Origin of the sequence: Cellulophaga sp. (assembly GCF_039943695.1) — a bacterium.
In the GTDB taxonomy this organism is placed as follows: domain Bacteria; phylum Bacteroidota; class Bacteroidia; order Flavobacteriales; family Flavobacteriaceae; genus Cellulophaga.
In genome coordinates this window covers 1-22,427 of the sequence record NZ_JBDVAA010000212.1, presented here as the reverse complement: position 1 = coordinate 22,427, position 22,427 = coordinate 1, and the positions used below count along the sequence as shown (strand labels likewise).

General features: G+C 32.4%; 22 protein-coding genes. 11 read left to right on the top strand and 11 right to left on the bottom strand.

Annotated features, from left to right (window positions below):
• Positions 1 to 56 precede the first annotated feature (56 nt).
• The 4 genes from ABJD66_RS15325 to ABJD66_RS15310 all read right to left on the bottom strand — a co-directional run bounded on the left by ABJD66_RS15325 (position 57) and on the right by ABJD66_RS15310 (position 4,437).
• Positions 57 to 1,130, bottom strand: a complete 1,074-nt coding sequence (locus ABJD66_RS15325; RefSeq protein ID WP_303545543.1) for a DUF3667 domain-containing protein — start codon at positions 1,128 to 1,130, stop codon at positions 57 to 59.
• 35 nt (positions 1,131 to 1,165) lie between these two features.
• Positions 1,166 to 1,774: an RNA pseudouridine synthase gene (locus ABJD66_RS15320; RefSeq protein WP_348133270.1), complete on the bottom strand. Its 609-nt coding sequence runs from the start codon at positions 1,772 to 1,774 to the stop codon at positions 1,166 to 1,168.
• 361 nt (positions 1,775 to 2,135) lie between these two features.
• A complete protein-coding gene (locus ABJD66_RS15315) occupies positions 2,136 to 3,320 on the bottom strand; it encodes a pyridoxal phosphate-dependent aminotransferase (RefSeq protein WP_100896821.1) in 1,185 nt (394 codons plus the stop codon).
• Positions 3,321 to 3,336: 16 nt separating this feature from the next.
• Positions 3,337 to 4,437: an acyl-CoA desaturase gene (locus ABJD66_RS15310; RefSeq protein ID WP_348133235.1), complete on the bottom strand. Its 1,101-nt coding sequence runs from the start codon at positions 4,435 to 4,437 to the stop codon at positions 3,337 to 3,339.
• Between the two features lie 232 nt (positions 4,438 to 4,669).
• Here ABJD66_RS15310 and rsmG point away from each other — a divergent pair, with 232 nt between their 5' ends.
• Positions 4,670 to 5,305: a 16S rRNA (guanine(527)-N(7))-methyltransferase RsmG gene (rsmG, locus tag ABJD66_RS15305; RefSeq protein WP_100895032.1), complete on the top strand. Its 636-nt coding sequence runs from the start codon at positions 4,670 to 4,672 to the stop codon at positions 5,303 to 5,305.
• Between the two features lie 321 nt (positions 5,306 to 5,626).
• Here the strand turns inward: rsmG and pruA are convergent, their stop codons facing one another.
• The 3 genes from pruA to ABJD66_RS15290 all read right to left on the bottom strand — a co-directional run bounded on the left by pruA (position 5,627) and on the right by ABJD66_RS15290 (position 9,234).
• A complete protein-coding gene (pruA, locus tag ABJD66_RS15300; protein WP_100895033.1) occupies positions 5,627 to 7,255 on the bottom strand; it encodes an L-glutamate gamma-semialdehyde dehydrogenase in 1,629 nt (542 codons plus the stop codon).
• A 93-nt stretch (positions 7,256 to 7,348) separates the two neighbouring features.
• Complete coding sequence (gene apaG / locus ABJD66_RS15295; protein WP_100895034.1) at positions 7,349 to 7,735, bottom strand: Co2+/Mg2+ efflux protein ApaG; 387 nt, start codon at positions 7,733 to 7,735, stop codon at positions 7,349 to 7,351.
• A 254-nt stretch (positions 7,736 to 7,989) separates the two neighbouring features.
• Positions 7,990 to 9,234 (bottom strand): type IX secretion system plug protein domain-containing protein, encoded by a 1,245-nt coding sequence (locus ABJD66_RS15290; protein ID WP_348133230.1) that lies wholly within the window; start codon positions 9,232 to 9,234, stop codon positions 7,990 to 7,992.
• A gap of 182 nt (positions 9,235 to 9,416) precedes the next feature.
• Here ABJD66_RS15290 and ABJD66_RS15285 point away from each other — a divergent pair, with 182 nt between their 5' ends.
• From ABJD66_RS15285 to ABJD66_RS15240, 10 genes are all read left to right on the top strand, one after another.
• Positions 9,417 to 10,766, top strand: coding sequence for a Na(+)-translocating NADH-quinone reductase subunit A (locus ABJD66_RS15285; RefSeq protein ID WP_348133227.1), 1,350 nt, complete (start codon positions 9,417 to 9,419; stop codon positions 10,764 to 10,766).
• 3 nt (positions 10,767 to 10,769) lie between these two features.
• Positions 10,770 to 11,972, top strand: a complete 1,203-nt coding sequence (locus ABJD66_RS15280) for an NADH:ubiquinone reductase (Na(+)-transporting) subunit B (RefSeq protein ID WP_100895037.1) — start codon at positions 10,770 to 10,772, stop codon at positions 11,970 to 11,972.
• Positions 11,973 to 11,991: 19 nt separating this feature from the next.
• Positions 11,992 to 12,741, top strand: a complete 750-nt coding sequence (locus ABJD66_RS15275) for a Na(+)-translocating NADH-quinone reductase subunit C (RefSeq protein ID WP_100895038.1) — start codon at positions 11,992 to 11,994, stop codon at positions 12,739 to 12,741.
• Between the two features lie 3 nt (positions 12,742 to 12,744).
• Positions 12,745 to 13,407, top strand: a complete 663-nt coding sequence (locus ABJD66_RS15270) for an NADH:ubiquinone reductase (Na(+)-transporting) subunit D (RefSeq protein WP_100895039.1) — start codon at positions 12,745 to 12,747, stop codon at positions 13,405 to 13,407.
• Positions 13,408 to 13,434: 27 nt separating this feature from the next.
• Positions 13,435 to 14,169, top strand: a complete 735-nt coding sequence (gene nqrE / locus ABJD66_RS15265; RefSeq protein ID WP_100895040.1) for an NADH:ubiquinone reductase (Na(+)-transporting) subunit E — start codon at positions 13,435 to 13,437, stop codon at positions 14,167 to 14,169.
• Between the two features lie 2 nt (positions 14,170 to 14,171).
• Positions 14,172 to 15,479, top strand: coding sequence for an NADH:ubiquinone reductase (Na(+)-transporting) subunit F (nqrF, locus tag ABJD66_RS15260; protein WP_100895041.1), 1,308 nt, complete (start codon positions 14,172 to 14,174; stop codon positions 15,477 to 15,479).
• A 209-nt stretch (positions 15,480 to 15,688) separates the two neighbouring features.
• Positions 15,689 to 16,072, top strand: coding sequence for an ankyrin repeat domain-containing protein (locus ABJD66_RS15255; protein WP_303545517.1), 384 nt, complete (start codon positions 15,689 to 15,691; stop codon positions 16,070 to 16,072).
• Between the two features lie 188 nt (positions 16,073 to 16,260).
• On the top strand, positions 16,261 to 16,659 hold the full coding sequence (locus ABJD66_RS15250; RefSeq protein ID WP_100895043.1) for an ankyrin repeat domain-containing protein: 399 nt from the start codon (positions 16,261 to 16,263) through the stop codon (positions 16,657 to 16,659).
• Between the two features lie 85 nt (positions 16,660 to 16,744).
• On the top strand, positions 16,745 to 17,104 hold the full coding sequence (locus ABJD66_RS15245; protein WP_348133219.1) for a Na(+)-translocating NADH-quinone reductase subunit F: 360 nt from the start codon (positions 16,745 to 16,747) through the stop codon (positions 17,102 to 17,104).
• Positions 17,082 to 18,116 carry an FAD:protein FMN transferase gene (locus ABJD66_RS15240; protein ID WP_100895045.1) on the top strand — a complete coding sequence of 345 codons (1,035 nt, stop codon included), beginning with the start codon at positions 17,082 to 17,084 and terminating at the stop codon, positions 18,114 to 18,116. Before ABJD66_RS15245 ends, ABJD66_RS15240 begins: the two co-directional genes overlap by 23 nt.
• Positions 18,117 to 18,119: 3 nt before the next feature.
• Here ABJD66_RS15240 and ABJD66_RS15235 read toward each other — a convergent pair whose 3' ends face one another.
• The 4 genes from ABJD66_RS15235 to gpmI form a co-directional block, all read right to left on the bottom strand.
• On the bottom strand, positions 18,120 to 18,884 hold the full coding sequence (locus tag ABJD66_RS15235; RefSeq protein ID WP_348133215.1) for a methyltransferase domain-containing protein: 765 nt from the start codon (positions 18,882 to 18,884) through the stop codon (positions 18,120 to 18,122).
• A 79-nt stretch (positions 18,885 to 18,963) separates the two neighbouring features.
• On the bottom strand, positions 18,964 to 19,755 hold the full coding sequence (locus ABJD66_RS15230) for a DUF3667 domain-containing protein (RefSeq protein WP_348133212.1): 792 nt from the start codon (positions 19,753 to 19,755) through the stop codon (positions 18,964 to 18,966).
• A gap of 22 nt (positions 19,756 to 19,777) precedes the next feature.
• Entirely contained in the window at positions 19,778 to 20,584 is an 807-nt protein-coding gene (gene map / locus ABJD66_RS15225; protein ID WP_100895048.1) for a type I methionyl aminopeptidase, read from the bottom strand.
• 53 nt (positions 20,585 to 20,637) lie between these two features.
• Positions 20,638 to 22,155 (bottom strand): 2,3-bisphosphoglycerate-independent phosphoglycerate mutase, encoded by a 1,518-nt coding sequence (gene gpmI, locus ABJD66_RS15220; protein ID WP_348133209.1) that lies wholly within the window; start codon positions 22,153 to 22,155, stop codon positions 20,638 to 20,640.
• Positions 22,156 to 22,427 lie beyond the last annotated feature (272 nt).

Here is a 22,427-nt window from a genome sequence, read left to right as displayed (position 1 = left end):
AGCATAGTAGTATTTAAAAATGCTATGTTCTTTTAAAAGTAACTATTTGCTACTATTTAATACATTAAAAATGCAAAAGCACTTAGTATTGTAATTGCTATGGGTATTACAATTACAAAATAAATAAAAGTAGCTAAAGAGCCCTTAAAGAAGCTTAAAAGCCAGCCTTGCTTATAAAATTTTTGTAGAGCAATACACAAATATATAAAGGTAGAAAGTATAATTAAAAATTGAACATAACCAGAGAAACTAGGCCACACAAAACTAATTAGTAATAAAATTATAAATGTGCTAAATAGATATGAAAAATAGTAAAAAGCAAACACCAAGTGGTATGCAAATGGCCCTTTACTGTAAAAAAGTAATTTTAGAATAAATGCGAATATTGGTAGTAGAAAAAACAATGCAATTGGTATAGTGTCATAAAACGAGTGTAAAATGCTTGCTAAACTACCGTTGTCTTTATAAAGTTTTAAGACTTGAGTGTATGCTTTTTTTGTAAAATAGCCTGCATCTTCTGTTTGGCCCATTTCTTTAGTTATTAAAGAGTCTGGTGCGTTAATATCAATTAAAGAATCTACTTTAGATTCGTTAAAGCCAAAAGTCATAAAGTCATCACCTTTGTAATTTTGTCCTTTAATAATAGAATCTAACTTCGCTAATTCTTCATCTTTTAGGCCTGTTTTATCTTGGTTTTGCTTTAGTTTCTCTATAACAGTAGCAGCAGCTAAAGAATCGTTAGCGTTGTATGTTTTTATAGAATCTATAGTTTGTTTAAGTGTTTTTTCTGATTTTACACTTTCTCTAATTTGACGTTCTTGTTTACTTACCTTAAATGAAAAGAAAAAGAAAAATACGATTGACGAAAATAAGTACAGTTGTGCAGGGTGAAGATATAATAAGCGCTTGCCTTCTATAAATTTAGTAGGTAAATACCCAGGTTTTAAAAGCAAAGGAAAAAAACTTTTAAAGAAACGAGCGTCTACAGAAAAATAGTTTTTAATTGTGTTGCTAAATAAAACACCAACCGTTAATTTGTCGTTAGATTTTTGTCCGCAATGAGGACAAAACTCATAAGTTGCATCAAATTTGTTTTCACAATTTTTACAAGTAGTATTGGTGTTGGGCATTTATGCTGGTTTTACAGCTAAGATAATTATTTTATTTAAACAGAGAAATCGTAGTCTAAAGGGGCAGGAAATAGCTTAGTAAATTTTTTATGTGGCACCTTTTTTAAGCTCATTTTTTCATTTGTAAATGGATGAATAAAATCTAGCGAATATGCGTGTAAATACAATCCTTTTCCTTTTATAATTTTATCTTCAAGTCCATACTGCACATCTCCTAAAATAGGATTTCCAATAGAGGATAAGTGTGCTCTAAGTTGGTGTTTTCTTCCTGTTTCTGGTTTTAATTTTACAAGATTTAGATAGCTAAATCTTTCTGAGGCTACACTTTTTATTACGTTGTATTTAGATAAGGCCTCTTTATTGTCTACTATGGTGCTAATAATTCCTTTTACGGGCATTTTTCCAATAGTAACTGCTAAGTAAGTTTTTGTGATCTTTTTATTTTCAAAAAGCTTATTAAGGGCTAATATGCTAGCTGAGGTTTTTCCAATTAATAGTAGTCCTGTTGTAGGATAATCTAGTCTGTGTGTTGGTCGTGGTTTTGTAGCGTCTGCTAGGGTACTTTTTACAATGTTTTGCTCTAGTGCGTTATCTATGGTTTTAAAAGAGTTGCCGCTAACTAATATTCCTGCAGGTTTGTTTATTACGGCTAAATAATTGTCTTGGTAAATAACCTCTAACTCTAAATCTAGCTTTTTCTTATTCTGATTTTCTTTAGGCTTGTGATAGGTTATTTTTTCAGCTCCATTTATAAACGTAGCGGTAGTTGCTTTTTTTCCATCAATATAAACCAGCCCTTTTTTAATTGCTTTTTTTAATGCAGATTTTGTACTTATACCTATAAAAATACCTATGCCATATTCTTGAAACCGAATAGGTGTTTTTTGTAAAGTTGCTATGTGAGTTTCTGTAGAGATAATTTTACTTTTAAGAAAAGTAAATGTATAAAAAAAGGTCTTATTGCAAATGCTAATAAGACCTTTTGTGTAGTTTTGTTATGCTTATTTATAAGACAGCTTTAATTCTGCTTACAGCTTCTCTTAATTCTTTTTCTGATGCAGCATAAGAAATACGTATGCAATTAGGATTTCCAAATGCTTCACCTGTAACAGTTGCAACATTTGCATTTTCTAATAAATACATAGATAAGTCTGATGCATTGTTTATGGCAGTACCATTTAATGTTTTACCAAAAAATGCAGAGATATCAGGAAAAACATAAAAAGCACCTTCTGGTACATTTAATTTAAAACCTTCTATTTCGCCTAAAAGCTCTAAAACAAGATCTCTTCTTTTATGAAACTCATCAATCATAAATTGTATTTTGCTAACAGGAGCTTCTAACGCAGCAATAGTTGCACGTTGAGCAATTGCATTAGCACCACTTGTATTTTGACCTTGAAATTTAGTACACGCTTTAGCAATAGATTCTGGAGCGCCAATAAAACCAATACGCCACCCAGTCATTGCAAATGCCTTAGAAACACCGTTTACAGTTATTGTACGGTCATACATACCATCTATACCAGCAATACTAACGTGTCCGCCTCTAAAGTTTATGTGTTCATAAATTTCATCAGAAACCACATAAATATTAGGGTGTTTTTTTAATACTTCTGCTAAGCCTTCTAGCTCTTCTTTGCTGTATACAGATCCGCTTGGATTACAAGGAGAGCTAAACCACATCATTTTAGTGTTAGGGGTAATAGCAGCTTCTAATTGAGCGGGAGTCATTTTAAAATCTGTGTCAATACTAGTAGCAACTTCTACAGGAGTTCCTTCTGCTAGTTTTACAATATCACTATAGCTAACCCAGTAAGGTGCAGGTAAAATTACTTCGTCACCCTTATTTAACATACACATAGCAATGTTAGCTAAAGACTGTTTAGCACCAGTGCTAACTACTATTTGGTTAAGACCGTATGTTAAATTGTTGTCTCTTTTAAATTTGTTTGCAATAGCTTGTTTTAAATCTGCATAACCATCTACAGGAGAATAACTGCTGTAGTTATCATCTATAGCTTGTTTTGCTGCATCTTTAATAAAATCTGGAATATTAAAATCTGGTTCTCCTAAACTTAAACCAATAATATCTTTACCAGCGTTACGTAATTCTCTTGCTTTTGCTGCCATTGCTAATGTGGCAGATGTAGACATATTTGTGATTCTGTCAGATAAATGATTGCTCATACTTTTTTTGTTTTTACTAGTACTGTAAAGCTGGTTTTTTTCCAAGCTCTTTTAAATGTTTAAAGTGCGAAATTATAGCTTTTCTAGTAGTTTTGTATTCATTATAAGGCAAATTAAATTCATTTGCCGTTTGTTTCACAATTTTAGAGATATTTGTGTAATGAATGTGACTAATATTTGGAAAAATATGATGTTCAACCTGATGATTTAATCCACCTGTAAACCAATTTACAACCTTATTTTTAGTTCCAAAATTTACAGTAGTAAACAATTGGTGTATAGCCCAAGTGTTTTTCATTGTACCTGTTTCGTCTGGCAATGGTGTTTCTGCATCATGAACAACATGTGCTAATTGAAATACGACACTCAAAATAACACCAGCAACATAGTGCATAATAAAAAATCCAATAAGTACTTGCCACCAAGCAACATTAGCAAAAAGTAATGGTAAAACAATCCAAATTGTAATGTACAATAATTTTGTAATTACAAGTGTACTCCAGTTACCTACTTTACTTGGTTTTTTACCATAAGACAAATTACGCTTCATGTAACGATACATCTGTTGAAAATCTGTAGTAATAGCCCAGTTAAAAGTTAATAAACCGTATAGAAATACAGAGTAAAAATGCTGAAATTTATGGTGTTTTCTCCATTCTGCATGTTTAGAAAAACGCAAAATTCTTCCGGCTTCTAAATCTTCATCATGTTCATGGATGTTTGTGTAAGTGTGGTGTAATACATTATGTTGTACCTGCCAGTTGTAAACATTACCAGCTAAAATGTAGATACTACCACCCATTATTTTATTTACCCATTTGTTGTTAGAGTATGCGCCATGGTTACCATCGTGCATAACGTTCATACCAACACCAGCCATACCAATTCCCATAACAATGGTTAATAGTAAATTAGCCCAAATTGGTAACCCAAGGGTTAATATTAAAAAGTAAGGCGCTAAAAATAGCGTAAACATTACTATTGTTTTAATGTGTAGTTTCCAGTTTCCTGTTTTTTTAATCTCGTTTTCTTTAAAGTATGTATTAACACGTTTATTCAATGTTTTAAAAAACTGAGCTGAATCTTTACGTGAAAACCTTATTGATTTATTCTCCATAATTATTAAATTCTTAATTCTGTTTTCCTCTGTAATTGTTTTATTGAGGAATATATTTTATTTAGTAGATTTTTTTTATGTATTGGTTATTATGATCTATTTGTAGTTAATAGTCACAAAAACTAAGTAAAGATAATGCAAAAGTACTTTTTATAATATGATAATTATCTTAAAATAAGAAATTTTTATGATTATGGAATTGCTTACTTTTGCCAAAACTTAGATTAAATTTATGAAGGCAGATATTATTTTTAAGTATTTTCCAGACTTAACAGAACAACAAAAACAGCACTTTATAAAGCTTGAAGCGTTGTATGCAGATTGGAACCAAAAAATTAATGTGGTTTCTAGGAAAGATATAGACGAAATATATCTACGCCATGTGCTGCATTCTACAGGGATTGCTAAATTTCAGCAGTTTTTACCTGGAACAACTGTTTTAGATGTTGGTACAGGTGGAGGTTTTCCTGGTATACCTTTGGCCATTCTTTTTCCTGAAACTCAATTTACTTTAGTTGATGCAATTGGCAAAAAAATAAAAGTAGTACAACAAGTTGTAGATGGTTTAGGATTAACTAATGTTACTGCTAAACATATGCGTGTAGAAGATCTTGATACTCAGTTTGATTTTATAGTGAGTAGGGCAGTAGCTGCAATGCCTACTTTTGTCCGTTGGATAAAGGGGCGTATAAAAAAAGATTCTTTACACGAACGTCGTAACGGTATTTTGTACCTTAAAGGGGGTGATTTGTCAGAGGAGTTAAAAGATTATAAAACTACTGAGATTTACAATCTTTCTGATTATTTCTCTGAGGACTTTTTTGAAACCAAAAAAGTAGTTTACTTGCCTTTAAAGTACAAGGGATAACTTAGATACTAAGCATTCTGTTAAAAGAGTACTTACAATTTTTAGCATAATTCTTCATATAACTATATATGTTGGTTATGCTAATTTTTTTTCTCTGTTTTTCTGTGTGTGTGGTAACGCTCTCTTTCATAGTCTGTCTATTTTTTAATCAAATTTACAATAAGTAAACTGTCTGTTTACATTTACTTAACGTTAAATTTACATTAAAATTGTTTAAAAAGCAATTTTTCAATAGATGTGACTTCTTATTAAACATAAAAAAGCCAAAACTAATAGATAAAAATCTATCGTTTTGGCTTTAAATTTGTTTTTAAAAAGATCTTATCCTAAAAACGGATACCTGTAATCTGTTGGTGTAACAAATGTTTCTTTAATTAATCTTGGAGAAACCCAACGTAATAAGTTTTGTGCAGAACCAGCTTTATCGTTAGTTCCAGATGATCTGGCACCACCAAATGGTTGCTGACCAACAACTGCTCCTGTTGGTTTATCGTTAATGTAGAAGTTACCAGCACAGTTTTGTAATGCTTTTGTAGCTTCTTCTATTGCGTAACGATCTGTAGATAAAACAGCACCAGTTAATGCGTACTCAGATGTACCATCTACTAACTGTAGTGTTTCTTTCCAATCTTTGTCATCATATACATAAATAGTAACTACAGGGCCAAAAAGCTCAGTTTCCATAGTTGTGTATTTAGGATCTGTTGTAACAATAACTGTAGGCTCTATAAAGTAACCTTTAGATTTGTCATAATTACCACCAGCAAAAATTTCAGCATTTTCATCAGCTTTAGCTCCATCTATATATTTTGCTAACTTATCAAAAGAACCTTCATGAATTACAGCAGTAACAAAGTTGCTCATATCTTCAGGAGAACCTGGTTTGTTAATGGTAGCTAAATCTCTTTTTACTAAGTCTAAAGTTTCTTGAGCTTTAGATTTTGGTAAGTATACTCTAGATGCAGCACTACATTTTTGTCCTTGGAACTCAAAAGCACCACGTACAATAGCTGTAGCAACTTGTGCAGGGTTAGCTGTTTTGTGTGCTAAAATAAAATCTTTACCACCAGTTTCACCAACTATTTTAGGGTATGTTTTGTAATTGTGTATGTTGTTACCTATTTGTTTCCAAAGTTCTTTAAAAACATAAGTAGAACCTGTAAAGTGTAAACCAGCAAAGTCAGGACTAGCTAAAGCAGTTTCTGTAATCATAACTGGATCACCGTAAACAACGTTGATAACGCCATCTGGTACGCCTGCTTCTTTAAACACATCAATAATTACTTTTGCAGAAAATACTTGACTATCACTAGGCTTCCATAAAACAACATTACCCATCATAGCTGCACTAGCAGGTAAGTTACCAGCAATAGCAGTAAAGTTAAATGGTGTAATTGCGTATACAAAACCTTCTAATGGACGGTATTCCACACGGTTCCAGATACCTTCTGCAGAATCTGGTTGCTCAGCATAAATCTGAGACATATACTCTACGTTAAAACGTAAAAAATCTATTAGTTCGCAAGCAGCGTCAATTTCTGCTTGGTGTATAGTTTTGGATTGTGCCATCATTGTGGCAGCGTTTATTTTAGCTCTATAAGGACCTGCAATTAATTCTGCAGCCTTCAAGAAAATAGCGGCACGTTGCTCCCAAGCAAGGTTAGCCCAAGCCTCTCTAGATTCTAAAGCGTTATCTATTGCTTTAGTTACGTGTTCTTTTTCTGCTAAATGGTACTGACCAACAATGTGTTTGTGGTCGTGTGGAGGAGACATTGGTTTTGTGTTACCAGTCTTTATCTCTTCTGCTCCAATATATAAAGGAACATCTACAGTACTGTTGTAATAAGCCTTGTATTGCTCTAATACAGCTTCGCGCTCTGGTGATCCCGGAGCATAGCTTTTTATTGGTTCGTTAAAAGCGGTTGGAACTTCAAAAAATCCTTTACCCATTGTGCTACGTTTTATAAATTATAATAATTGTAACAAATGTAGTAAAATCCTATTCGTTATTAAAACAATTAGAATGTTAGAAAAAAGGTTTTTTTAGTTTAATGCAAATGGAGCGCTAAATTTAAAACTAGGAATGTAAACTCTAAATTTTTTGCCGTCTGTAAAGCTGACCATATTGTAATGCCCGCGCATAGCTCCAATAGGAGATGTTAATAAGCAACCAGAGTTGTATGTATGAGATTGCCCTGGGTTTAAAACCGGTTTTTTGCCAACAACTCCTTCACCATCCATAATCTCTAAATCGTTTAGAGAATCATAAATTTCCCAATGTCTAGATGTTAACTGTACAGATTCCTTGCTTAAATTTTCTATGGTTACGGTGTAGCCAAATGCGTAATGCATTTTGTAATTTTTAAAAAATGTACCTTCAAAGTTGGTGGTAACTGATATTTTTATGCCTTTAGTAACTTGTGTAGTCATACGTTTTAACTTTAAAAAATATAATACTCAATTTAGTATTATGTTAAAAAAAAGAATGTCTCATTACAGAGTAATGCCTCTCCTTATTTTAAAGTAGAAATGTGCTAAGTTGCTATAAGCGTGACACATTAGCTACATACAAATATAAAAAGGAAAATTTAAACTAACTTAATAGTCATTCATATATTCGCTGAACGAACATTTTTTCGGTAAACCGCTAATTATGGCTGTTCATTGATCTGACTTTGGTTATTTTAGTTGGTAATGTTTCTAGAATTTCCATTTCCAACACCTATAACGCTATCATATTGATCTCCAAAATTTCTGTAATAAACCAAAACAAGATAGTTGTTTTCTGTAAAATGAAAATTGCCTCCAATTGCATTGTATTTTAATTCGTCTTTATCCGTCTTTAGTACATATTTGTAATTGTAAAACCCTTGTTTTAGCATTATGCTAGTTTCTAGGTATCCGGTATCTTCATTATATGTCATTTTGTTTTCATCTGTAATGGCGTAGTTGTTAAACTTGCCAAAAACATAAACATCATTTAAGCCAATAACATCTGTATAAGGTAGTTTAAAGTGCACATTAGTGTACTCAGACTCTCTAGATGCGTCTTCTCCTTGTTGTGTTGTTACCACAAAATCACCATTAATATCTGGGTAATAGGTGTAGGGTTCATTGGCTCTTAAAATATCTGCATACATATAGTGGTTATATAATTCTTTCATTTGTACTCTTGCAATTGCAGTGCTAGTAGCTCTTAAATCTTTAGTAGTAAAGTTTAAAAACTCATTGCCTCCAAAAAAATTACTTTCCTTATCGTATTTGTATAAAAGTTCTTTGCCAATAGTGTATTGTGGTTTTAAATTTGTTATTGCAGAGGGCCAATAGTAATTTTGTAAAATGGTTACTTTAACTTCGTTTTTAGGGTTGATAAGTTGAAAATTACCTGCGTTAATTGCAATCTGTACAGCCTGTTTTTGATTTAAAAACTCAAAGTCTCTTGTTCTTTTAATACTAACACCAACCGAAACAGCATCTTTATAAATAACAAAGCGTCTAGAGAACTGAAGCTCATTGTAATTGTTGTAAATTTCTAACATATAGTTGCCGCTTACCTTTAGGCTTAAATTATTGTTAGGTATTTGTAAGCGATAGTTAGAGTATGCTTGTAGTGTATTATAACTGTTTTCGTAATTTGTAATTCTAAGGTTGTCAAATCCACTCAGGTACTGTGACTTAGAAAGGCTAGATGGTGTCCAGTCGTAATTGTAATATGTAATTTTGTAATAGTAATCTTCTTCAGAAGCAGTTATATCATCAAACTCTAAAGTTAGTGGGTCGCCTAATTGTGCAACAGGAAATTGATCCTCAGTGGGACCTTTAAATATGATAGATTTTATGTTCTTAGGAGCATCTTTTTCAGTGGCATTTTGTCCAAAAATTGAAAAATAAGATAAAAGCAAAGAAAATAATAATGTGTACTGTTTCATTTATGTTGTAATTGTATTACAAAGATAAGCAAAAGTTGTGCCTAAAAATTAAGAGCTAATAATCCAATATTATTTATTTAGAATTAATATAAATAAATACATCTTAACTGATTTTGCAAGGAAGTTTGCGGTTAAAACTTTAAATTCGCAGCAAATTTTGTTAACCTAAGGTCTGCAATAATATGTCTAAAGACATTCGAATAAAAAAAGGCTTAAATATCAACCTAGTCGGTGCCGCTGATCAAACTACTTCTAAAGCGGTTTTAAGCAATGTTTATGCAATAAATCTTAACGATTTTCACGGGATAATGCCAAAGATGTTGGTAAAAGAAGGAGCAACTGTAAAAGCAGGTGAACCTATTTTTTACAACAAAGATGTAGAAGAAATGAAGTTCGTTTCTCCTGTATCTGGTGAGCTTGTTGAAATAGTAAGAGGAGCAAGAAGAAGAATATTAACGCTGAAAATACGCGCTAATAAAACTGGTGAAGTAGTAGAACACAGTACGCTAAACTTAGCAAGCGCATCTGCAGAAGACGTAAAGTCGCAGTTGTTATTGTCTGGTTGTTGGCCTTTTGTAAAACAAAGACCGTATGATGTTGTTGCAAATCCTAATGTAGCCCCTAAAGCTATATTTATATCAGGATACACAACAGCGCCATTAGCAGCCAATTTAGATTATGTGTTACAAGGCAAGGAAAAAGAATTGCAAGCAGCTGTTACAGCGTTGGCAACTTTAACAACTGGTCAAGTACACGTATCTGTAGGTAGTAGTAACTCTCCATTGTCTGGTTTGTCTGGTGTTACAGAACATAAAGTTGCAGGTCCACATCCTGCAGGTTTAGTAGGTACACAAATAAACAAGATAGATCCTATTAATAAAGGAGAAATGGTTTGGACTGTTAATGCACAAGATCTAGTTATTATAGGTGAGTTGTTGTTAACAGGTAAGTTTAACGCGCAAAGAACAATAGCGCTAGCTGGTTCTGCTGTTAAAGCTCCAAAATATTACACAACTACTATTGGTGCAGAAATATCTACTTTCTTATATGCTAGCGGAGTTTCTATAGAAAACTTTAGGGTTATTAATGGTGATGTGTTAACAGGTTCTAAAACTAGCCCAGAAGGTTATTTAGGATTCTATAACAATACAGTAACTGTTATTCCTGAAGGAGATGATTATGAGTTATTTGGTTGGAATAAACCAGTTTTTAACAAAATATCGTCTACTAGAGCAATGACTTTCTCTTGGTTAAACCCTAAGAAAAAATACGATTTAAATACCAATACTAACGGAGAACATAGAGCATTTGTAGTAACTGGTGCTTATGAAAAAGTTTTTCCATTAGATATTTATCCAATGCAACTGCTAAAAGCTTGTATGGTAAAGGATTTAGATGAAATGGAACAGCTTGGATTGTATGAGGTTGCGCCTGAAGATTTTGCTTTAACAGAGTTTATCTGTATATCTAAACAACCGCATCAGCAAATAATTAGAGAAGGGTTGGACTTATTACAAAAAGAAATAGGATAAAAGATGGGTCTTAAAAATACATTACACAATTTAAAGGAAAAGTATAAAGGCAAAAAAATGGCACCTGCATTTAATGCAATCCATACGTTTTTGTACTTGCCTAATGAAACTACGCACTCTGGGTCTCACGTAAGAGCAGCAGATGATTTAAAGCGTACAATGAATACGGTAATAATGGCATTGGTTCCAGTTTTAATATTTGGAATGTTTAATGCTGGTTACCAACATTATTCTGCAATTAATGGTTTTCCTGCAGATTTCTCTTTACTAAACGATTTCCTTACTTGGGATAACTTTTTAGTAGGTATTACAACAGTATTGCCACTAGTAATTGTTTCTTATGTAATTGGTTTAGCAGTAGAATTTGTTTTTGCAGTTATAAAAGGGCATGAGGTAGAAGAAGGTTACTTGGTAACTGGTATGTTAGTGCCGTTAATTGTACCAATAGATACGCCATTATGGATGCTAGCAATTGCAGTTATTTTTGGTGTTGTAATAGGTAAAGAAGTTTTTGGTGGTACAGGGATGAATATCTTAAACCCAGCATTAACTATTAGAGCATTTTTGTTTTTTGCTTATCCTACTTGGATGAGTGGAGATAAAGTTTGGGTGCACGAGGCTGTTGAAAGAGCTGGTACTGCAGATGCAATTTCTGGAGAAACTATATTAGGACAGTTAGCTCAAAATACAGATGCATCATATTCAATTTCAGATATGTTCTTTGGTTTTATACCAGGTTCTGTTGGTGAAACCTCTACATTCTTAATTCTATTAGGTGGGTTGTTTTTAATTTTTACAAAAATAGCTAGCTGGAGAATTATGTTGAGTGCTGTAGTAGGTGCTTTAACAATGGGCTTAATTTTTAACGGAGTTGTTAGTGCAGATTGGATTAGCGAAGGAAGCAAATTCTACGGATTAATGAGCTTTGAGTTTTGGCAACATTTACTTGTTGGTGGTTTAGCTTTTGGTATTGTTTATATGGCTACAGATCCTGTTACGGGTTCGCAAACAAATAAAGGTAAATGGTATTACGGTTTCTTTATTGGGTTTATCTCTGTTTTAATTAGAGTATTTAACCCTGCGTATCCAGAAGGTGTGTTCTTAGCAATATTATTAATGAACGTTTTTGCACCAACTATAGATCATTACGTAGTTCAAGGTAACGTTAAAAGACGTTTAAAAAGATCAAAAAAAGCTACAGCTTAACAGCGTAAAAAGAATAGATATGGCAATTAATACAGATAAAAATAGTTACACCGTCATTTTTGCAGCCATTATGGTTGTGGTTGTGGGTTCTATCTTAGCATTTACTGCATCTAGTTTAAGTGGTAAAATTAAGATGAATGAGAAGTTCGAGAAGCAACAGAACATCTTGTATGCAATGGGTGTAGATGAAAATGTAGACGAAGGAAGTATAAACTTTATATCTACTGATAAAGTAGAAGTTGAGTTTAAAAAATATATTAAAGAGCAATTAGTTATAGTAGACGGTAAGGCTACTCCAAATGATGAAGCTTATTTGATAGATTTAAAAAAGCAAGAGACAGCTGCTAAAAACGGTGAACCAAGAAAATTACCTTTATTTATTGGAGAAAAAGATGGTGTAAAATCTTATATTATACCAATGAGAGGTAAAGGTCTTTGGGATGCTATTTGGGGCTTTGTTGCTGTAGGCGATGATTTAAAAGTACAAGGTGTATTTTTTGATCATAAAGGAGAAACACCTGGTCTAGGAGCAAATATTAAGCAACGTTATTTTATGGACGATTTTAAAGGAGAGTCTATTTTAAACAACGGTGCATTTGTTGGGATAAGTGTTGCAAAAGGTAACAATGACCCAATAAATAAAAGAAAAGATGATAATAAAGTTGATGCTTTAGCAGGTGCAACCATTACAGGTAATGGTGTAACAGCTATGATTAAAGAAAGCGTAAAACTTTATCAGGGATATTTAGAAACTATAGCTAAAAAATAAGAAATGGGATTACTTTCTAAAAAAGATGCAAATCTAATATTAGATCCATTAGCAGATAACAACCCAATTACTATACAGGTATTAGGTATATGTTCTGCATTGGCAATTACAGCAGAGTTAAAGGCGTCAATAGTAATGGCGGTTTCAGTAATGTTTGTATTAGGAATAGGTAACGTTGTTATCTCTTTAATGAGAAATATTATACCTTCTAAAATTAGAATTATTGTGCAATTGGTAGTAGTAGCTGCCTTAGTAATTATAGTAGATCAAGTGCTTAAGGCATTTGCATATGAACTTAGTAAAACTCTTTCTGTATTTGTTGGGTTAATTATTACAAACTGTATTATCATGGGACGTTTTGAGGCCTTTGCATTAGCAAACGGACCTTGGAGGTCTTTCCTAGATGGTATTGGTAACTCTTTTGGTTACGGTTTAATATTAATCATTGTTGGTTTCTTTAGAGAGCTTTTAGGTTCTGGTACTTTATTAGGATTTAAAGTATTAGGAGATCCTATTGGTAGTCCAGAAACGGGACCTACGGGTCTATATGCATTTGGATATGAGAACAACGGATTTATGTTATTGTCTCCAATGGCATTAATAGTGGTTGGTATTATTATCTGGGTACAACGCTCAAGAAATAAAGCATTAATAGAAGAAAACTAGAATTAGTTATATAAAAAATACAATGTTATGTTAGAACATGTAGAATTATTTTTTAAATCCATATTTATAGATAATATGGTATTTGCTACCTTTTTAGGAATGTGTTCCTATTTGGCAGTATCTAAAAAAGTATCCACAGCCGTTGGTCTTGGTGCTGCAGTAATATTTGTACTTGCAGTAACTGTACCTATGAACTGGTTGTTAGATCAGTACTTATTAAGAGATGGAGCTTTAGCTTGGTTAGGGCCAGAGTATGCAGATTATAACTTAAGCTTTTTATCATTTATACTATTTATTGCAACTATTGCAACTATGGTACAATTGGTAGAGATAGTAGTAGAAAAGTTTTCGCCATCATTATATAACTCTTTAGGTATATTTTTACCTTTAATTGCTGTAAACTGTGCCATTTTAGGTGGTTCTTTATTTATGCAATCTAGAGATATACAAACGTTAGGTTTGGCTTTTAACTATGGTGTAAGTTCTGGTATAGGTTGGTTTTTAGCAATTTTAGCAATTGCTGCTATTCGTGAAAAAATTAGATATTCTAATGTTCCTGCTCCATTAAGAGGTTTGGGTATTACGTTTATCATCACAGGTCTTATGGCTATTGGTTTTATGAGCTTTGGTGGTATGTTAACTGGTGGTGATGATGCTCCTAAAAAAGAAGTAAAAGAAACTGCACAGAAAGCACAAGACAAGGAAGTTAAAAATGAAATTGATGAAAATTCGGTTTCTTACAATAACGCTTTAAATAAATAAGAATGATTTTAGCTACAAGCACAATAGGTACAGTTGTAATTACAGTAATTGCTTTTATGGTATTATTGTTATTATTAGTTGCTCTTTTACTTTTTACAAAAGAAAAATTATCTCCTTCTGGTCCTGTTACTATTACTATTAACGGAGAAAAAAAGGTTGAAGTAGGATCTGGAAGTTCTTTGCTTACAACATTAGGTAATCAAAAAATATTTTTACCATCTGCATGTGGTGGTGGTGGTACTTGTATCCAATGTGAGTGTCACGTTTTATCTGGTGGTGGAGATGCTTTACCAACAGAAACACCTCACTTCTCTAAAAAAGAACTAAACCACGGTGCGCGTTTAGCTTGCCAGGTTAAGGTGAAACAGGATATGGAAATTACCATTCCTGAAGAAGTATTTGGTATAAAAAAATGGGATGCTACGGTTGTACGTAACTACAATGTTGCATCTTTTATTAAAGAATTTGTAGTTGAGATTCCAGAGGATATGGGCTACAAAGCAGGTGGTTATATTCAGATAGAAATTCCTGAATGTGAAATTAAATATGCTGATATAGATATTACAGCTCACCCAGAAGAGCATGAAACTCCAGATAAGTTTCAGGCAGAATGGGATAAATTTAATTTATGGCCATTAACAATGAAGAACGATGAAACTGTAGAAAGAGCTTATTCTATGGCTTCTTTCCCTGCAGAAGGTCGTGAAATTATGTTAAACGTGCGTATAGCTACGCCGCCATGGGATAGAGCTAAAAACGGATGGATGGATGTGAACCCTGGTGTTGCATCATCATACATATTTGCTCAAAAACCAGGAGATAAAGTTGTTATTTCAGGACCTTACGGTGAATTCTTTATTAATGAATCTGAATCTGAAATGCTTTACGTAGGTGGTGGAGCAGGTATGGCGCCAATGCGTTCTCACTTATATCACCTATTCAAAACATTAAAAACTGGTAGAAAAGTTACTTACTGGTATGGTGGACGTTCTAAACGTGAGTTATTTTACTTAGAGCACTTCTACGAGTTAGAAAGAGAATTCCCTAACTTTAAGTTTTACTTAGCTCTTTCTGAGCCTTTACCAGAAGATAACTGGAAAGTAAAAGAGAATATAGATGCACCAGGTGATGGTTTTGTTGGATTTATTCACAATTGTGTAATAGATAATTACTTAAATCACCACGAGTCTCCAGAAGATATAGAATTGTATTTCTGTGGACCTCCATTGATGAACAAAGCTGTTCAAAAAATGGGTGAAGATTTTGGTATTCCAGATGAGCACATTAGATTTGATGACTTTGGTGGATAAGCCAATAAGCAATATAATAGTAAAGCCGATACATTTTGTGTCGGCTTTTTTTATGTGCTTTTTTTAATATGTATTTTCAATTAAGTGCTTACTTTTTCACCGTTCGGTTCTTGTAATCTACCGTTTATCATAAAACTATTTTTTTTACTGCATAGCCGTTATACTTTTACAGTGTAATCAAAAAATAATAATCATTTAAATCATCAATCATGAAAAAATCAATCATCGCATGTAGTCTTTTATTAAGTGTAGTAGCAACTTCTGTAGCATCAGAAAAGAAACCACTTCCATTAAAAAAAATAGAAGTAACAACAATTAAAAATGTATCGCCATTAAGTATTGCAGTTGCAAAAGGAGACTATGATACAACTGCTAGTTTTTTAGAATACGGGGCAGATAGCAACCAAAAATCTGTTGGTTCTGGTATGACGCCAATAATGTATGCAGCAAGGTATAACAATGTTAAACTGTTAAAATTGTTAATTAGTAAAGGTGCCGATGCTACAGTAACATCTAAAATAGGATACACAGCTTTAGGGTATGCAAAATTATCTAATGCTACGGAAGCAGTAGCTTTTTTAAAGTCTTTATAGTCAATGCTAACAACTTGTTTGTAGAGCGTTAAGAAGCTTTTAAGCAACACCTAATCATTGTTAAATAAAAGTTATAATGAAAATTTTCTGAAACAAAATAAAAAAATCATCGTCTATATAAATGTAGTGTCTAAACAACATTGCTTAAATCAAAAAAAAGAATCATCACATCAAAAAAAACAATTATCATGAAAAAATCAATTATCGCATTCGGAATCGTATTTAGTTTAGTTGCAACAAGTTTATCTGCAAGTAATGGTCCAGACAAGCCATTATTAAAGAGAGATTTGAAAATTGAAAAAACAACTATTAAAGGTTTAACTCCTTTGAGTATAGCTGTTGTTAAAGGTAATATTGATATGACTCAAAAATTCTTAGAGTTTGGATCAGATATTAACAAAAAGTCAGGTACAATGGGTATGACTCCTTTAATGTACGCTGCAAGATATAATAAAGTAGAATTTATGAAGCTTTTAGTGGCTAATGGAGCAGACGTTAAAGCAAAATCTAAAATAGGAGCTACAGCATTAAAATATGCAAAAGCTGCAAATGCAGACGCTGCAGTACAATATTTAAAAAGCTTATAGGGCTTAGAACTTCTTATTTAATTTAGTTAGAAAGAGATTGCTTCTTTATTGGGGCAGTCTCTTTTTTTTGTTCTAATTTTGTAATATGGGAAAACCATTAACAGAGCAAGAACTACATAACTTGGCAATGAATATTGTTGGCAAGCATTTAGAAGCTAATGGGTACGAGTTTATGGGTATTAATAGTAAGCCAAAGCGTAACCCGCAATTTGTGTGTTTAAAAGATAAGGTATTACATTTTATTGTTGTTAGGGCTATAGCACATCCGAGTAACCCTAATGCTTATGATATCCCCTTTATGGATAAAATGAAAGAGCATGCAGAAAAAATGGAGGCTACAGCATATTATGCAGGCGTTAGGCTAACTAATGCTGCCGACCCAAACTTACCAGTGTATTTAAACGAGGAATATATAGTAGATTATGATGGACTTATTAAAATATAAATTACACCTTGGCGTGTTGTTGTTTGTTGTTGTAACAATGGCTTCTTGTAAAGATAGCAATGTTGCTAAAACTGTGGAAAACCGTAATAATGGTCCTGCCTTAGGTACATCATACAGTATTATTTATTTTTCAAATAAAAAAATAGACTATAAAGAAGAAATAGATTCTGTTTTTAAAGTGATTAATAAATCTATGTCTACTTATATGTCTTCGTCAGATATTTCTAAAATTAATAAAGGAGACTCTACTTTGCAGGTAGATCATATGTTTAAAGATGTTTTTAATTTGTCTAAAGAGATAAATATAAAAACAGATGGGTATTTTGATCCTACAGTTGGAACTTTGGTTAATGCTTGGGGTTTTGGTCCTGGAGAACAAATAAAATTAGATAGTTCTAAAGTAGATAGTTTGTTAGAGTATGTAGGTTTTAATAAAGTAGAATTAACAAATAAGGGGACTATTAATAAAACTAATTCTAATATATTCTTTGATTTTAATGCCATTGCAAAAGGGTATTCTATAGATAGGCTTGCAGTAATGTTAGAGAAAAAAGGTATTACAGATTATTTAATTGAAGTTGGTGGAGAAATTTATGCTAAAGGTGAAAATTTAAGCAAGCATAAAAAATGGGTTGTAGGTATTAACGACCCGCAGATTGAAGATAGGAGTCAATACAGAGCGGCAGTAGAATTGCAAAATGTAGCTATGGCATCTTCTGGTAATTACAGACATTTTAGAGTAGACCCAGTTACAAAAGAAAAATACGTACATACCTTAAACCCTAAAACGGGTTATACAAAAAATGCTAAAGTACTAGGCGCAACAATAATAACTACTAATTGTGCTAAAGCAGACGGTTATGCAACGTCTTTTATGGCGATGGATTTAGAAGATTCTAAAAAAATTATAGAAAACGACAGTACTTTAGAAGCTTATATTATTTATTTGGATGATAAAGGAGAAACAAAAGATTATATTACAGAAGGGTTTAGGAAGTTAATTTTAAAGTAGTAATTACTTTTTAACTACAGGGATAATTTCACCTTTAGCTAAACAGTATTTTGTTACTTCTTGTGGAGATAAAGTTGCAGTGTAATCTACTTCATCAACAGTAAAACCAATTTGTCTTAATTTATTAAAATAATCTCTTCCATATATACGAACATGGTCATACTGGCCAAAGATACGAGCACGCTCTTTACGGTCTGTAATAGTATCATCTTCAAAAGTGGATTCTCTATCTAAGTCTTGTGGTATCTGAAAAATTCCCCATCCGCCAGGTTTTAAAATTCTGTACATTTCTTGCATAGCTTTAGTGTCATCTGGTATGTGTTCTAAAACATGATTACAAAAAATTACATCATAGGTATTGTCTTTAAAAGGTAAGTTGCAAATATCTGCTTTTACATCTGCTAGCGGAGATTCTAAATCTGTAGTAGTATATTCTAAATTCTTCATTTTTCTAAAACGCTTATAAAAAGCTTGTTCGGGAGCAAAATGTAGAACTTTAAGCTCAGCAGAGAAAAAATCTGTTTCGTTCTGTAAATAAAGCCAAAGCAATCTGTGGCGTTCTAATGATAGAGTAGAAGGAGATAATACATTGTCTCTTTGCTTTTCATAACCATAAGGTAAAAACTTTTTAAAGCCTTTGCCGTCTATAGGGTCTACGTATGTGTTACCGCGCATAAAAAAAGTTAGTATAGGACGCGACACATAACTTAGTTTTATTAATAATGGTCTAGGTATGGTGTTTAAAATGGTCTTAAAAAGCTTTTTCATAAATGTATTTAGGTACTAAATGCTTGCTGCATATTTGTGTAGCAACTATTAAAACGTAAATATACTTTAAAAGTATGTTTTAGCTAGTTTTTATTGCCAATGCGTATAAAATACCAACGCCGATACTTAAAATCATTAAAATAATAAAGGCAAGTATAATATAACCCACGTATCTAAAAAAAGCATATAGTGTTTGTTTAAAAGTAAGTTGGTATAATTTTATAAAAACATATAATGCATAAATTGCAGATATAAGAATAAATGCACTTGAAATTATTTCTTTTGAAAGCCCTATAAGATTAAATAAAAAAAGTTGTAGAACAATAAGTGTATAGCCTAAATTTGCCTGTATATATGCGTTAAAAACTAAGTGCTCTGAGTAATTGTGGTCTCTTTTTCTAAAAGTTAAATACGTAAGTAAGCTATAAACAGGAATGCTAGATATTATAATTAGATTATAATAATTAGTGTAAAACTGATAAATTAAATTGATGCTTTCTAATGCTTCTTTTGGAGCTTTAGGGTTGGCATCGCCAATACCATATTTAAAACCATTAGTAAAGTCTACTACTTCAGTGCTAGGGAAAATTTTATTTATAATTAAGGCTATGGTTGCGTAAACTACTAAATATGAAAATGGCTGAAAATATTTTTTACGGGCACCATTTATGTATGCTTCTAAAACCTCTTTAGGTTTTGTAAATAAGTTAAATAAGGTTTTCCAGAAGTTATTGTCCCAACTAAAAAAAGGCCCAATGAACTCTTGCCATGCGCCTTTTAATGATATTCTGTCTAAAACTATTTTTGCTCCACAATTAGAGCAGTATTTATGTGTGTCAGTAATGCCTGTATTGCACGTTTTGCAATTCATAAAATAAGATGTGTTTAGGTTTTTATTTTACCCTAAACTCATCCTCTTCATTACTCTTTATTCCTAGGGCTTCATAAATATAATCAAAAGTAGATAATAATTGTGGTTTACCATTTACAATTGCTACGTCATGCTCAAAATGTGCGCTTGGTTTGTTGTCTAATGTTGTAATTGTCCATCCATCACTATGCTGTACAATTTTTCTTGTACCTTGGTTAATCATAGGCTCTATAGCAACCACCATACCTTCAACAAATTTTTTACCTCTACCACGTTTACCGTAGTTTGGCATTTCTGGCCCTTCGTGCATTTTTTTACCCAATCCATGACCAACTAGTTCACGAACAACTCCGTAACCTTCTGCTTCGCAAAATTGTTGTATTGCAAAACCAACATCGCCTACTCTATTGCCAGCTTTAAACTCTTTTATACCTACGTATAAAGATTGCTTAGTAATGTCTAGTAATTTTTTAGTTTCCGCATCTACTTCACCAACTTCAAAAGTATAAGCATGGTCACCGTAATAACCGTTTTTTAATACACCACAATCTACAGATATTATTTCTCCGTTTTTTAATGGTTTATTATTAGGTATGCCGTGTACAACCTGTTGGTTGGGACTCATACATAGTGTGTTAGGAAAATCATACAATCCTAAAAAACCAGGGATACCACCATTATCTCTTATAAATTCTTCTGCAATTTTATCTAACTGCAAAGTAGTTACACCAGGCTTAATTTCTTTAGCAATTAGGCCTAGTGTTTTAGAAACCATTAATGCACTTTCGCGCATTATTTCTATTTCTTCAGGTGTTTTAATTTTTACCATAGTTTGCAAAGGTAAAACAATCTTATAAAAACAGTATTATAACGTTAAAAATCTTAAACTAAAGATTTTTGTGTCATTAACTCTGGTTGTTCTACTCCTATTAATTTTAAAATTGTAGGTGCTATATCTCCTAAAACACCGTCGTTTATTTGTTTTAATTCTTTGTCTACTAAAATTAGTGGTACAGGATTGGTTGTGTGTGCAGTGTTAGGACTACCATCTGGGTTTACCATAGTTTCACAATTACCATGATCTGCTATTGCAATTGTAGTATAATCATTTTTTAAACCAGCAGTAATTACAGCTTCTGCACAACTATCTACTGTTTCACAAGCTTTTATTGCGGCTTGCATATCGCCAGTATGACCTACCATATCTGGATTAGCAAAGTTTAGGCAAACAAAATCTGCTTCTCCTTTTTCTAACTCAGGAATAATAGCGTCTCTAATATCAAAAGCACTCATTTCTGGCTGTAAGTCATAGGTAGCAACTTTTGGAGACGGACATAAAATACGTTTCTCGCCATCAAAAGGAACTTCTCTACCGCCGTTAAAGAAAAACGTTACGTGTGGGTATTTTTCTGTTTCTGCAATACGAATTTGTTTTTTACCAGCTTTAGACAATACTTCGCCTAAAGTTTCTTCAATATTTGCTTTGTCATAAATAACATGCACATTTTTATAGGCCTCGTTATAATTTGTCATTGTAACATAGTATAACTTTAGCGGGTGTGTGTTGTATTCATGAAACATTTCCTGACTTAACATTTCTGTTAGTTCTCTTCCACGGTCTGTTCTAAAATTAAAAAAGATAACTACATCATCTTCTTGTATTTTAGCAGTTGGCGTGCCGTTTTCATCAGTAACAACAATAGGTTTTACAAATTCATCTGTAATATCATTGTCATAACTATCTTGTATGGCTTGTTCTACATTATTAGTTTTTGTGCCAGCATTGTTAACTAATAAATCATATGCTAGTTTAACGCGTTCCCAACGCTTATCACGATCCATTGCATAGTAACGGCCAATTACACTAGCTAATTTTGTGTTTTTATCTTCACAAAAAGTAGTAATATCATGAATATAACTTTTACCACTTTTTGGATCTACGTCTCTACCATCTGTAAAAGCGTGTATATACGATTTTTGTACACCATAACTTTCTGAAGCACTAATAAGACCTTTTAAGTGTGTGGTATGTGAGTGTACACCACCATTACTAAGTAAACCTAAAAAGTGTACAGCTTTGTTGTTTTCTTTAGCATATTTAAAAGCATCTGTAATTACTTTTTCATCTTTAAGAGTATTCTCTTTAACTGCTAAATTAATTTTTGCTAAATCTTGATAAACAATACGGCCAGCACCCAAATTCATATGTCCAACTTCGCTGTTTCCCATTTGTCCTTCTGGCAACCCAACATTCATTCCGTCGGTTAACAAATTAGCGTTTGCGTATTTTGTATACAACCCATCTATAAATGGAGTATTTGCATTTTCTATGGCCGAGATTTTAGGATCTGGAGACTTGCCCCATCCATCTAAAATCATTAAAATAACTTTTTTGTTCATCGTATAAATTTTTGCTACTCAAAAATAGCACCAATTATTAAGTTTTACAGTTATCTAAGTGTCTTTTTTAAATTTTTCAGAAAGTCTTAACTATTCGTTTTTACTAAAACGATATCGTATATAAAAATGGTTGTTAAAATTATGTTATAATCAATTTTTACTGAAACATATGTGGCTAGAGGTCGTCTATTAATATATCAATACAATTCATCACAATCATCAAAAAAAGAACAATCATCATGAAAAAAACAATTTTAGTTATAGCAGCTGCT

Excerpts from the sequence above, each read along its gene's own strand:
- apaG (WP_100895034.1), bottom strand. The coding sequence starts at position 7,735 with ATGACTACACAAGTTACTAAAGGCATAAAAATATCAGTTACCACCAAC.
- ABJD66_RS15255 (WP_303545517.1), top strand. The coding sequence starts at position 15,689 with ATGAAAAAATCAATCATCGCATGTAGTCTTTTATTAAGTGTAGTAGCA.
- ABJD66_RS15275 (WP_100895038.1), top strand. The coding sequence starts at position 11,992 with ATGGCAATTAATACAGATAAAAATAGTTACACCGTCATTTTTGCAGCC.
- ABJD66_RS15245 (WP_348133219.1), top strand. The coding sequence starts at position 16,745 with ATGGGAAAACCATTAACAGAGCAAGAACTACATAACTTGGCAATGAAT.
- map (WP_100895048.1), bottom strand. The coding sequence starts at position 20,584 with ATGGTAAAAATTAAAACACCTGAAGAAATAGAAATAATGCGCGAAAGT.
- ABJD66_RS15325 (WP_303545543.1), bottom strand. The coding sequence starts at position 1,130 with ATGCCCAACACCAATACTACTTGTAAAAATTGTGAAAACAAATTTGAT.
- nqrF (WP_100895041.1), top strand. The coding sequence starts at position 14,172 with ATGATTTTAGCTACAAGCACAATAGGTACAGTTGTAATTACAGTAATT.
- nqrE (WP_100895040.1), top strand. The coding sequence starts at position 13,435 with ATGTTAGAACATGTAGAATTATTTTTTAAATCCATATTTATAGATAAT.
- ABJD66_RS15310 (WP_348133235.1), bottom strand. The coding sequence starts at position 4,437 with ATGGAGAATAAATCAATAAGGTTTTCACGTAAAGATTCAGCTCAGTTT.
- ABJD66_RS15280 (WP_100895037.1), top strand. The coding sequence starts at position 10,770 with ATGGGTCTTAAAAATACATTACACAATTTAAAGGAAAAGTATAAAGGC.
- ABJD66_RS15270 (WP_100895039.1), top strand. The coding sequence starts at position 12,745 with ATGGGATTACTTTCTAAAAAAGATGCAAATCTAATATTAGATCCATTA.
- gpmI (WP_348133209.1), bottom strand. The coding sequence starts at position 22,155 with ATGAACAAAAAAGTTATTTTAATGATTTTAGATGGATGGGGCAAGTCT.
- pruA (WP_100895033.1), bottom strand. The coding sequence starts at position 7,255 with ATGGGTAAAGGATTTTTTGAAGTTCCAACCGCTTTTAACGAACCAATA.
- ABJD66_RS15250 (WP_100895043.1), top strand. The coding sequence starts at position 16,261 with ATGAAAAAATCAATTATCGCATTCGGAATCGTATTTAGTTTAGTTGCA.
- ABJD66_RS15235 (WP_348133215.1), bottom strand. The coding sequence starts at position 18,884 with ATGAAAAAGCTTTTTAAGACCATTTTAAACACCATACCTAGACCATTA.
- ABJD66_RS15285 (WP_348133227.1), top strand. The coding sequence starts at position 9,417 with ATGTCTAAAGACATTCGAATAAAAAAAGGCTTAAATATCAACCTAGTC.
- ABJD66_RS15240 (WP_100895045.1), top strand. The coding sequence starts at position 17,082 with ATGATGGACTTATTAAAATATAAATTACACCTTGGCGTGTTGTTGTTT.
- ABJD66_RS15315 (WP_100896821.1), bottom strand. The coding sequence starts at position 3,320 with ATGAGCAATCATTTATCTGACAGAATCACAAATATGTCTACATCTGCC.
- rsmG (WP_100895032.1), top strand. The coding sequence starts at position 4,670 with ATGAAGGCAGATATTATTTTTAAGTATTTTCCAGACTTAACAGAACAA.
- ABJD66_RS15290 (WP_348133230.1), bottom strand. The coding sequence starts at position 9,234 with ATGAAACAGTACACATTATTATTTTCTTTGCTTTTATCTTATTTTTCA.
- ABJD66_RS15230 (WP_348133212.1), bottom strand. The coding sequence starts at position 19,755 with ATGAATTGCAAAACGTGCAATACAGGCATTACTGACACACATAAATAC.